This is a genomic window from Zymomonas sp. (genome assembly GCF_020216885.1).
GTDB lineage: Bacteria > Pseudomonadota > Alphaproteobacteria > Sphingomonadales > Sphingomonadaceae > Zymomonas.
This window is the reverse complement of record NZ_JAIWON010000024.1, coordinates 1-12,032: the sequence shown is the minus strand read 5'-3', so window position 1 is coordinate 12,032 and position 12,032 is coordinate 1. Positions and strand designations below refer to the sequence as shown.

At 44.3% G+C, this 12,032-nt stretch carries 8 protein-coding genes and 1 tRNA gene; 2 read left to right on the top strand and 7 right to left on the bottom strand.

Features of this window, described 5'->3' with window-relative positions:
• From LDL18_RS01275 to LDL18_RS01255, 5 genes are all read right to left on the bottom strand, one after another.
• Window positions 1-548: AEC family transporter (locus tag LDL18_RS01275; RefSeq protein WP_296506322.1), on the bottom strand; the 548-nt coding region annotated here is incomplete at its 3' end.
• A 210-nt stretch (window positions 549-758) separates the two neighbouring features.
• Window positions 759-2,060 (bottom strand): Gfo/Idh/MocA family oxidoreductase, encoded by a 1,302-nt coding sequence (locus LDL18_RS01270; RefSeq protein WP_296506319.1) that lies wholly within the window; start codon window positions 2,058-2,060, stop codon window positions 759-761.
• Between the two features lie 635 nt (window positions 2,061-2,695).
• The gene (trmFO, locus tag LDL18_RS01265; protein ID WP_296506317.1) at window positions 2,696-4,027 is read right to left on the bottom strand and encodes a methylenetetrahydrofolate--tRNA-(uracil(54)-C(5))-methyltransferase (FADH(2)-oxidizing) TrmFO; all 1,332 of its coding nucleotides are present in this window, start codon (window positions 4,025-4,027) and stop codon (window positions 2,696-2,698) included.
• 47 nt (window positions 4,028-4,074) lie between these two features.
• A complete protein-coding gene (gene gyrA / locus LDL18_RS01260) occupies window positions 4,075-6,852 on the bottom strand; it encodes a DNA gyrase subunit A (protein ID WP_296506324.1) in 2,778 nt (925 codons plus the stop codon).
• 68 nt (window positions 6,853-6,920) lie between these two features.
• Window positions 6,921-7,346: an organic hydroperoxide resistance protein gene (locus LDL18_RS01255; protein WP_296506315.1), complete on the bottom strand. Its 426-nt coding sequence runs from the start codon at window positions 7,344-7,346 to the stop codon at window positions 6,921-6,923.
• Window positions 7,347-7,617: 271 nt separating this feature from the next.
• Here LDL18_RS01255 and LDL18_RS01250 point away from each other — a divergent pair, with 271 nt between their 5' ends.
• Window positions 7,618-8,139, top strand: a complete 522-nt coding sequence (locus LDL18_RS01250) for a ClbS/DfsB family four-helix bundle protein (RefSeq protein ID WP_296506313.1) — start codon at window positions 7,618-7,620, stop codon at window positions 8,137-8,139.
• 239 nt (window positions 8,140-8,378) lie between these two features.
• Here LDL18_RS01250 and LDL18_RS01245 read toward each other — a convergent pair whose 3' ends face one another.
• A complete protein-coding gene (locus LDL18_RS01245) occupies window positions 8,379-9,086 on the bottom strand; it encodes a YfdX family protein (protein WP_296506312.1) in 708 nt (235 codons plus the stop codon).
• Window positions 9,087-9,532: 446 nt separating this feature from the next.
• On the opposite strand from LDL18_RS01245, the gene LDL18_RS01240 reads away from it, so the two are divergent.
• A tRNA-Val gene (locus tag LDL18_RS01240) sits at window positions 9,533-9,607 on the top strand.
• Between the two features lie 200 nt (window positions 9,608-9,807).
• Here the strand turns inward: LDL18_RS01240 and LDL18_RS01235 are convergent.
• Window positions 9,808-12,032: AAA domain-containing protein (locus LDL18_RS01235; RefSeq protein WP_296506310.1), on the bottom strand; the 2,225-nt coding region annotated here is incomplete at its 5' end.

The following is a 12,032-nucleotide window of genomic DNA, read 5'->3' as shown; positions in this document are numbered from 1 at the left end:
ATGGGGGCAATAACAATAGGTTCGGTAAAAGCATGCCTGATATGAGAAAAAAAAGAACTATCCGTGGCTATTTTGTCAGTATTCTTTTGGGGGGAATAAGCCGACAAAAGAAAAATGGTAATGGGAACCTGTACGAGGTTCATCATCAGGCTACATATTGAAACCAATAATGTGCTGGCTGTGCCAAATAAATGACCTAGAACCGTTATGCCAACAAAAGGAACCGCAGGCGCGCTGACAGAAAGAGCCAAAAGAGCAGATTCATTCACGGGACGCCGGCAAACAAAATATCCCATCCCAAGTGTAACTAGATAGCCACCAGCCATTGCCAAAAGTAAAATAATTGCGGCAGAACCCGACGATAAAATCTGTGTTTTAGGAAGTGATAAAATCCCAGAAAATAAAGTCATAGGTAAAGCATAGCGTAAGACCATTTTATTCAAGGTCGAGGCTTGAGTTGCGTTAAATTCACCACGCCAGCCAGCGAAGAAACCTATCATTAAAGTAATTATAATCGGTAGTAACGCCGATATAATGACTTCTAGCATAAAGTGATCCTTTGATCGGATAAATATTACAAAAATTTATTATATTTTTAATAATGTTTATTAAAATATGAAGTATTTTTATAAAACCGACAAAAAGATTTTTTTGTTTATAAAAAAAGGCGTCATTGGAAGAACCAATTACGCCTTTTTAAACATTTTTCCAAAAACAGGAAAAATAAGTCTGTTTAACCTGAATAGGTTAAGTCAGAATCAATAACCACCCTGGCGGACATAACCCCAATCCGTGTTGACGGGGCGACCGGTACGAGCAGCTTCGTAAATGGCTTGAATCAGGCGCACATCCTGCATACCTTCTTCACCCGGGCTACGAACTGGTTTGTTATTGATGACGGCTTCAGCCAGATGATCCAACTGTGCAGAGAACTGGTTGTTCGCTGGCATGACGAACTGTGGCATCATAGACTGGTTGGCATGACCTGGGGTCTGGACAGAAATCAGATTCTGATAATAGCCAGTAGCCGGATCCATCAACAGAACAGCTTTGTCGCCCTGTACCGAGAAACGTGAAGTCGTCGTGGTTGAGTAAGAAGATGCACCGTGAGACAGAGCACCGCTTCTGAAGCGCATCTGCCAAATAATACGATCTTCGACTTCAACGAAACGTTCATCATTCGGATCGCTGTAAGTATAAGCACGGACTTCGATCGGTTCTTCACCCAGCAAGTAACGGGTACCGTTCAAGCCATAAATACCGATATCCATCAAAGAACCGCCACCGGCGAGTTCACGACGCAGACGCCACTGCTGTGCAGGATCGTTCTGATCCATAACATCTGAGTTGTCGGTGGTGACCATGCCCAGTTTACCCAACTGGTTTTCACGGATCAATTTCACCGCTGCACGGTTCATTGGATCATAGTGACAACGGTAACCGATCATCAACTTTTTATTAGCAGCTTTGGCCGCATCGATCATCCGCTGACAATCAGCAACAGAGGTTGCCATCGGCTTTTCACACATAACATGCTTGCCAGCTTTGAAAGCACGGATAGCAAATTCAGCATGCAAAGAGTTCGGCAAAATGATGTAAACAGCGTCGATTTTCGGATCTTTAGCGATCTTGTCGAAATTGCTGTAATCATAAATTTTACGGGGGTCGACGCCATATTCAGCAGCAACGATTTTAGCTTTTTCAGCGTTACCGCTGACCAAAGCTTCGATGCGGGAATGCTGGCATCCGGCGAAACCCGGTAAAATCTGGTTAAGGGCATATTTACCCAGACCGACGATAGCATAACCGAAACGACGATCTTCCGGCATCGGGCGGATGGCGTAAGGCATCGGGCGACCAGCAGGCGTGGTAGGAACCTGACTGGCACCAGCAGGAAGCGTGGCTGCCTGAAGACCACTGGCTAAAGCGCCAGCTGCGGCCAGTCCAACACCACCACCAACGAGAGCGCGACGGGTCAGATTCGGCGTACGGGAAGCGTTGTCATCCGTTGCTGAAACAGCATTGGAAAGATTATCTGAAGACGAGATTTTGTTCGTCATAATCCTTGTTTCTTTCTTAACTAACCAACAATTCAGAAAAGATCCGTCTTGGTTCTCACTTATCCAGAACTATTATCTGATTCGTCGGCTTTTCCAGAAAATTTTGGTATATAAAACACCGCAGCTTTTAAGTTTTGAGGCTTATCAAAGCAATATTTTCTGAAAAACGGTTTAGATTGTCGACCGTCCTAATACGGGACTCTGCGTTCGGCAATAATTGATTGGTAAGCGCTGTCAGATAATTATTTCTTGCGGGTGATCGTTAATTTCGAAAGGGTGTTTTTATTAGTTTTGCAATATAATTTTATAAAACAAAAAAAGAATTTTTAATAAAAATCGCTGATATTAATCTCTGAATCTATATTCAATGTGTTTTTTATAAAGAAATTCTAAAAAATATGGGTATTTAAAAGCCTTGCTCACATAATAATATTTTTGTATTTTTAATACAGTATTCTATATTTTAGAAAAATTTTTCAAAAAACAAAAATATTATTACCTTCTTGAGAAAGAATGCTGTCTCTTCTGGACGCAAAAACAAATTCAAAAAATATCGATAAAAGATAAATGATATTTATCTTTTATCGATACATAATTTTTAACAAAGATGAACAATATAATAAAATTTACTGCTCTCAAATAGAGCTTTTCAGGAAAGCATCTTCGGAGATCCATTGATCAAGGGCTTTTCTGGCTCTTTCCGCCATCATGGCTTTTCGCTGTTTCTTGGGGTGTTTTTCCGAAATAGGTGGAAATAAACCAAAATTGATATTCATAGGTTGGTAGTGGTCAGGGTCAGCGTTTTTAGTGATATGTCCCAATAATGCACCCAAAGCTGATTCGACTGGAGGAGAAGAAATCTTCCTATCGAGTTTATCTGCGGCCGTAAAAATACCTGCTAACAATCCAATTGAAGCCGATTCAATATAGCCTTCACAACCGGTAATCTGGCCAGCAAAACGGATATTAGCCTGTTTCTTCAGGCGCAAATATTCATCCAGTAGGACTGGGGAACGAATAAAACTGTTCCGATGCATTCCCCCTAATCGCGCAAATTCAGCTTTTTCTAGCCCCGGTATCATTCTGAAAATACGAATTTGCTCGGCATATTTTAACTTGGTTTGAAAGCCGACCATATTCCAAAGGGTACCAAGGGCATTATCCTGCCTTAATTGCACCGCACCATAAGGCCATCGCCCTGTCCGAGGATCATCTAGCCCTACAGGTTTCATGGGCCCAAAACGGAGGGTATCAATACCGCGGTCAGCCATTACCTCGATAGGCATGCACCCTTCGAAATAAGGGGTATCTTTTTCCCATTCATGAAAATCACCCTTTTCCCCTGCCAATAAGGCCGCGTGGAAAGCGAGATATTCCTCTTTGTTTAAAGGGCAATTGATATAATCATGACCATCGCCTTTGTCCCAGCGGGATTGGAACCAAGCAATATCCATATCAATGCTGTCTCGATAGACAATCGGTGCAATAGCATCGAAAAAGGAAAGTGCGTCCCGACCGGTTAATTCCGTGATGGCATTGGCTAAGCTGTCAGATGTCAAAGGCCCCGAGGCAATAATCGTCATTTCATCAGGGATATGATCAATCCGCTCGCGGTGAATCTCGATTAAAGGATGGTTTTGTAATTTGTTGGTTACGGCCTCTGCAAAACCTTCACGATCAACAGCCAGCGCTGATCCTGCAGGAACACGGTGCTGATCAGCTATCATCATAATCAGAGAGCCCATTTTCCGCATTTCAGCATGCAACACGCCGACGGCATTGCTGTTGGGATCATCTGATCGGAAGCTATTGGAACAGACCAATTCAGCTAATCTATCTGTGCTATGCGCAGGCGTTTTTTCACGTCCACGCATTTCAAAAAGTCTGACCGGAATTTGTCGGCTAGCGAGTTGCCATGCGGCTTCTGAGCCGGCAAGGCCTCCACCGATAATATTGACAGGCTGCATTATCAAAATTCACTTATAATTATAAGAAGACGCAGCGGCTTGGCCGCCTAGGCTTCTCCGCTTTGATTCTCTACTGTGCCTTCTTCTTCATCGTCACCATCGTCAGTGATACGAGCGGCTGACACCACTTGTTCACCTTCGGCCACATTAAAGATAGTGACACCCTGCGTATTGCGGCCTGCAATTCGGATATCATTAACCGTTGTTCGTATCAGTTTTGCCTGATCAGTCACCAGCATCAATTGGTCGCCATCATGGGCAGGGAAGCTGGCAACAACAGAACCATTCCGTTCTGATGTTTCGATATTAGTAATACCCTGACCACCCCGATTACTACGCCGATATTCGTGGGAAGACGTCCGTTTCCCATATCCATTAGCTGTAACCGTTAAGATAAAGTCTTCAGCTTCTTCAAAAGCTTTTATTCTTTCTGGTGGCAATTCCGTCGGAGCCGGATCGGTTTTCCATGCGGCAGAACGAAGATATTTATCGCGGTCTTCAACTGTTGTTTCAAAACCCCGCAGCGTTGAAAGTGAAATAACCTCATCAACGTCTTTTAAGGTGATACCTCGCACACCAGTTGAAGTGCGGCTTTGGAAAACACGAACATCGGTTGCCGCGAAACGAATGGCTTTACCATTACGGGTAGCCAGAAGCACATCGTCATTTTCTGAAAGAAGCGCGACACCGATCAAACGATCATCGTCGCCTTCTTCAAAGCGAATGGCGAATTTCCCATTACTTGGAACATTGGTAAAAGCATCCATTGAGTTCCGACGCACACTTCCCTTAGCTGTCGCAAAGAGAACATGGAGATTACCCCATTCCGCTTCATCTTCTGGAAGAGGTAAAACGGTCGAGACCACTTCACCTTCGGCTAAAGGCAATAAATTAACCATTGGGCGACCACGTGCCTGTGGCGCACCCTCTGGCAAGCGCCAGACCTTTAGACGATAAACCTTCCCATGATTGGAGAAGAAAAGCACAGGGGTATGCGTGCAAGTGACAAAGAGATTGGTAACAGCATCTTCGTCCTTGGTGGCCATACCCGAACGGCCTTTACCTCCGCGATTTTGTGTGCGGAAAGTATCCAAAGGCGTTCGTTTAATATAACCGCCATGGGTAACCGTTACGACCATTTCTTCACGTTCGATCAGGTCTTCGTCTTCAATAGCATCGCTGGCCGCGACAATCTGAGTTCGGCGCGGTGTCGCGAATTGAGCTTCAACCGCATCAAATTCTTCGACCATGATTTCGTAGAGACGTTCGCGATTGCGCAAGACTTCCAAAAGTTCGCTGATAGAAATAGCCAGCTTTTTCAGCTCTTCGCCTATTTGATCCCGTCCCATCGCAGTCAGGCGGCTAAGCCGTAAGGCCAAAATGGCGTCTACCTGCGCTTTGGATAAGGTATAGAGACCGACTTCCTCGAAATCTTCAACTGCTTCGACCAGTTTAATATAAGGCAAGACATCATTAACCGGCCATTGGCGCGCAGAAAGCTCGCTATGTGCTTCGGCGGGTGAGGGGGCATTCCTGATAATGCGGACGACTTCATCAAGATTAGTGACCGCGATCACCATGCCTAATAATAGATGCGCCCGTTCCCGTGCTTTGAAAAGATCATATTTGGAACGACGGGTGATAACTTCTTCGCGGAACTGAACAAAGGCAGCGATAATGTCTTTTAACGACATTGTTTCTGGCCGCCCACCATTCAACGCCAGCATGTTCGCTGGGAAACTGCTTTGTGCAGGTGTATGTCGCCATAACTGGTTCAGAACAACATCAGGCGTTGCATCGCGTTTCAGGTCAATGACAACCCGAACCCCTTCGCGATTAGATTCATCCCGAATATCGCTGATACCTTCGACCCGCTTGTCTTTAGCTGCCTCGGCAATTTTTTCGACAAGGGCGCTTTTACCGATTTGATAAGGAATTTCGGTTAAAACGATCGAACGACGGTCACCATGTTTCTCTTCGATATTATAGCGGGAACGAATGATAATCGAACCTCGGCCATTTTGGTAAGCTGACCTTGCTCCTCCCTGACCGAGCATGACACCCCCCGTCGGGAAGTCAGGGCCGGGAACAAGGCGAATAAGGTCTTCGATAGAAATAGCCGGGTCAGCAATATAGGCACGGCAAGCTGCCAGAACTTCACCAAGATTATGAGGCGGAATATTGGTGGCCATACCAACAGCGATACCACCTGCACCGTTTACTAGAAGATTGGGAAAACGGGCTGGTAAAACCTGAGGTTCTTGTCTGGAACCGTCATAGTTGGGCGAAAAGTCAACCGTATCTCGATCAATATCAGCGAGAAGCATCATTGCTGCCGGAGATAGGCGAGCTTCAGTATAACGCATGGCAGCTGGGCCATCTGGGTCCATGGAACCGAAATTACCTTGACCGTCTATCAGAGGCACCCGCATTGACCAGTCTTGTGTAAGACGAGCCAAGGCCATGTAAATGGCAGAGTCACCATGGGGATGGAAATTACCCATCACTTCACCGACGATTTTTGCCGATTTGCGATAGGGATGCCCCGGAACAAAACCGCCTTCCTGTGACGCAAATAAAATACGTCTATGGACAGGTTTTAGCCCATCACGCACATCAGGCAAGGCACGGGATACAATGACAGACATGGCATAGTCGAGATAACTCGACTTCATTTCATCAATGATAGAAACAGGTGAAATATCGTTGGTGTCTGTGGACGGCAATACGCTGGCCAAGGGATCATATCTTCCGATTAAGTGGACATAAATAGGCGTCTGGGAAACGCTTGCCTTCTTGTAACGTAAGAAGGCTTTCGACGCCACCCCACATAGTGAAGAATAGGCACCGAAAGCCACATAAATCTATAAAAAATGAAGAAAAAACAATCCTGTCAGAGGATTTTTAGGCCAACATCGACGTTATTTCTGGTCGCATTGGAATAGGGGCAGACCTGATGAGCTGTGTCGACCAGTTTTTTTGCATCTTCTTTCGAAAGACCCGGCAGCTTGATCGCAAGCTCGGCGGTAATACCGAAACCACCTTCTGAGCGAGGGCCTATGCCGATCGTGGCTTCAACCGTTGCATCTTTTGGAACGGTCAGAGCGAGTTTTGGCGCAACGGCCTTCATTGCACCAAGGAAGCAAGCCGAATACCCCGCAGCAAAGAGCTGTTCTGGGTTGTTACCTTCGCCGCCTGAACCGCCCAGCTCTTTTGGCACCGTCATTTTGATATCCAAGGAACCGTCCGTCGTACGCGAACGGCCATCACGGCCACCGGTTGCTATGGCAGTTGCATGGTATTTAGCATCAACAGACATGGATATACTCCTAGTTCTTTAAAGGCAGATATTTGATATCCAATCCGCCTTATTATTAGGCAAAAAGCATGCTCTTTTACAGAGATGCTTCTTTTATCTATGAGCAAGAATTATTCTTGGACATGATTTCATTCTTATTAACGTGCGAGCTGCAATCTCTTTCCATAACCTTCTATTTTATTTTATCGCTAGAGCCGTTTTGAGAAGAGAATGCCTTTCTTTGGAGTAGCTATTAGGTTAAATCGCCTAATTCTTTATTTGGGGGAGGATGATGGCTGTACCGCAAGACAAAACCGCTTTGTTGCAGGCGATTGATAAAAATTTTGAGAAATTGATGGGCTATTTGCGCTTCATTCCTCCCGAATATGCCAAGGATAAAAATTTGTCTGGACATGCCAAAGGGTCAATGATGAGTATTCACGACCTTGTCGCATATTTATCAGGATGGAATGCTTTAGTTATAAAATGGTTGACGCAAGATGCCACTGGTAAAGAAATTCATTTTCCTGAGACGGGATATAAATGGAACCAATTAGGCAAATTGGCACAAAAATTTTATCAAGACTATGATGATTGGGAATATACTGCACTGATTGATTATTTATCATCTCTGAAATCGCAGATTGTTGAAAAAATAGAATCCTATGACAATGAAAAGCTTTATCGTGCAGCATGGTATGGAAAATGGACAATGGGACGAATGATCTCCTTTAACACCTCGTCTCCCTATGCCAATGCTTGTGGACGATTACGCAAATGGGCGAAAGAGAAGCATTATACATTTCCAAAATAGCGGTTATGGCAATCTCTATCCTATTGGATTGCAATCGCCGAGTGAATTATGGGGAGAAAAAAGTTCGATCCTCCTCAATACCTTTTGACCGCCGTTAATCAGAATGATTTATCCTGTCGTCTACTCAAGCGATGGAAATTTAATAAAGGCTGACAGCGCCAAGGTCTTCATCTTTAGGGCATTATGTCTCTATCGGGTAGTTTGTCCGACTACCTAATAGAGACATAATCACATGAAAATTATTTCTTATGGGAAATGGAGGCATGCTTGCTTGTTGGAATAACGGTTTCAACATCGTCATCCGATACAAAAACAAGGCTATCTATTACATGATCAATAGTCTGTGATGCCTCTTGAGCTTTGTTGCTTTTGGCTAGAGCAATTGCTTGGTTGATAGCCTTTTGCGTCCGAGCCAATGGAGCCAAGGCTACAATAAAATCAGTATCTTCACCGACAACCTTCATGGTTTCTACGACTTCTTGCCGTTGGCCTGATTTGAGCTGACTATTAGCGGTCGCAATAGCGGTTTTCTTTTCTGGAGCCAGCTCCTCTCCAACGATAAATTCACCACCGACAGGAATCCATGCAGTTTTTTCAATTACAGGGGTGTGGGAAGATGAAGTCGGATGTTGCGGGACAGGGTGCAAATCATTTTCTGCTGCGATAAATTTTTGACGATCGCTGCCAGCAGCTGCAAGGCGTTTTGACGCGCGAAGTAGTATAGGTAAGGCCGATGCACTTTCTCCAGAATCTAGAATATGTTTTGCCTGCAGAATATCGACCATTGCATATTGTCCAGACTGAGAAAGATGATCCAACGCGCGGTCTGCCTTATGCTCTTCCCATTTTGTATGGATAGAATGCAAGGGTGATGTTGTTGTAGTGGCCGCCCAAATGGGGGTGGTGGTTAAAATAGCCAATGATATAGATGTAGCGAAAAGACGCATCAATATTTCCTTTTTCTCTATCCCCCTTGCTCTACATATTTATTTTGGTTGATTTAATTTCAAGTAATTTTCTTTAAATATTAAAATAGTGGTGTTTACTATTTATACTTGACTTAAGAGTTGTGCTTTTATGTGCCCTGTAACACCAAAAATAATTCACTTAAGAGAATTGTTTTAATGAAAAGAGCGCTTTGGTCTAAGGCGTCTTTTTCCAGAGAAACCAACAGGAATGATTCTCTATAAAAATGGAGAGGAAAAAAATTTCAAATTTTTTTTGTGATAGGGGTTAATGGAAACAAGGTTTTTGTTTTTTTAAGAAGATCAAAAAGCCCATAATTATAGGAGGTATTTTCTTAAAGGACGTGAAATTCATATCTTTTTTCAAAAAAATATAAAAAAAAGGCTTGCATAAGAAACCATTTGCCCATAGAAGCCGCTTCCACGGGGGACGCGTAGCTCAGTGGTAGAGCACTGTGTTGACATCGCAGGGGTCGCAAGTTCAATCCTTGCCGCGTCCACCATCTTCTCCTTATTGGAGTAAAGCAAGCAGCCTTACTTTTTAGTAATGGCTGTTTTTTTATGTCTTAAATACAATATCTAAACGGCCAGATCTTTTTAGTATCATCTAAGATGAGGCGAAATCAGGTTTGTGGAAACCAACTAATTAACTTGGCGATGTTCTTGCATGCTTTGAACTAAAGGCGTGAAGAATCTCAACAGTTTATGCCGCAGGGCTGTTATCACTACGGTTACATGGCAGGCTATCTGCAATATCTTGTGTGTAACCAACTTGCGCCCATGCGTCATAAGAGCCAATGACGTAAATATTCTGTTTAGCTCGCGATACCGCAACATTAAAAATATTTGGCGTTTCGGCTGCCCAGCAGCGTGCACCATTTTGATTATTCGCAGGAGCGCCTAGTAGCAAAATAACAGAATCCGCCTCTTTTCCCTGAAATGTATGAACTGTGCCAATGTGGCTTCTAATCCATTCGCTATTTTTTATATGAAGTCTTTCAAGAAGGCTCGCTTTTTGACTAAGGCGCAGCTTTAATTCGCTTGAGACAATGCGAAAGGGGGTAATGATAAATAAATCGGGGGAGGTTATGCTTGCTGCTGCTAGTTTTTCTAAAAAAGTGATAACAATTTGGCCTTCGGCTTCGCACCATTTGGTATCTGCTTCACCTTTTACATCCAGCCAACGGGATCGGCCAATTACCTTGCCAATAGCACTCATAGAGGGCTTGCCAGCAGCATGAACCATCTGATTGTCATAAGCAATCCGGTTTGAAATCTCGAACATCGGATTCTGGCAGCGTCGATGCACCAATAAAGGGATGCCAACGCGGCGACCATCCTGATCAGAATTGAAGATAGCCTGAAAATGGGAGGCTTGATCGGCCAAACTTTGCGCTGAAGCCTCTGGCGCTGACCATATTGATTTATCAACTTTAAAAAATTGGCAAATTTTGGAGGTTAGTTGCTCCGGTAAAGAAACGACAGGGGGGATTTGTAAAGGGTCGCCGACGATGACTGAGCGCCTTGCCCGCATGATTGCTCCAACGGCAGCTTGTGGCACGGCTTGCCCTGCCTCGTCGATCAAAAGCCATCCAATGCTATTAGGCGGGAGATTACCCAGCATACGGCCTGTTGAGGCAAAGGTAGTTGAAATAACGGGAACGACCATGAACAGGCTTGACCATAGGTCGCCAAGATATTGTTTTTCATCCTCGTTTGATGGCGCGCCTGAAGAGAAAATTTTGATGAAGATGCTAAGATTATGTAAGAATTTCTGTGCTGAAGCATCGATAAAAGCATGGTGAAGGTTCAGAGCCGCAATAAAAAGCTCTTCTCTTTTCCGATGGAGGCTGTCGGGGAGCCATGGGGAGGTAAGATTGATCTCTTCATGACTTTTTTGAAAAAACGTGTCGTCAATAATCCTATGGCCTAGAGAAGCACGATAGGGGGCTATCCGATTATTGTAGTCGGCAAGCTTCCGTTGCAAATGCTCAAGCTGTTTTTTGTGTGCTTCATATTCCAATTGTAGCTTTTCTAATGACTGGGCTGCTTCACTATAAGATTGATCGGCGAGCTTTTTGTCGATTTCTGCACGAGAGGCGAGAAGTTCCAATCGTGTATTGGCTTGGAGCCATGCTTTCCAGCCTTGGGTTTTAAACCAGCGCGCAAATATCCAAGGTCGTTCGCTCTGATGGCGAGCTATGTTTTCCAGCGCGCCTTCGTGGATAGCTTTGGCTTTGGCATGTTGTTTAAAGCAATAACTGTGATGGTCTTTGGCTTGGGCTGTGAGGCGTTGCAGATGTGAAAAAGCGGTTTCACTTTCGGTGAGCGGCTTGCGTAATTTTGTTATCTCCTGAACGATATGTCGCACCGTATGGAGGTCTTTTAATTCCGTCTCAATTTCATTTTTGAGGTTTTTGAAGTGAATTCGGGATTTTTGCCAACGGGTCTTGGCCTCTTGGGGAGAGGGAGGATTTTCAGCTTCGACAATAGCCGGTTGATGCTCACCAATGACCTGTTTTGTTGTTGGGTTTCGGGTGGGCAGAACGACTTTATCGCCCCGAGCTGCTTTCAGATAATTTCTGAAACCATATTCCTGATCCCACCAAAAACTTTGCAAAAATTGGTGGCGATTTTTGGCATTACCCAAAGCCGCCGCGATTAAGCCCCAGCTTTTGTTGCTTTCCGGTTTTTTATCATCTGTGCTGTTATTTTTTTCAAAATAGCTTTGTGGATTGAGGAGCTGATCGCTGATACTACGGAAATAGTTTAATTCTTCTGTAGAGCGGCCAATGGCATCTATCGCCGGTAATTCTTGGCTGATATTTTCGACCGCTTTATTGTTGCTGGAAGCAACAATAATCTCATGCCCTTTGATCGACGGGTCGAGGCGGTAAAGATGAAAAAATGCCTTTTCACCCATCGTTA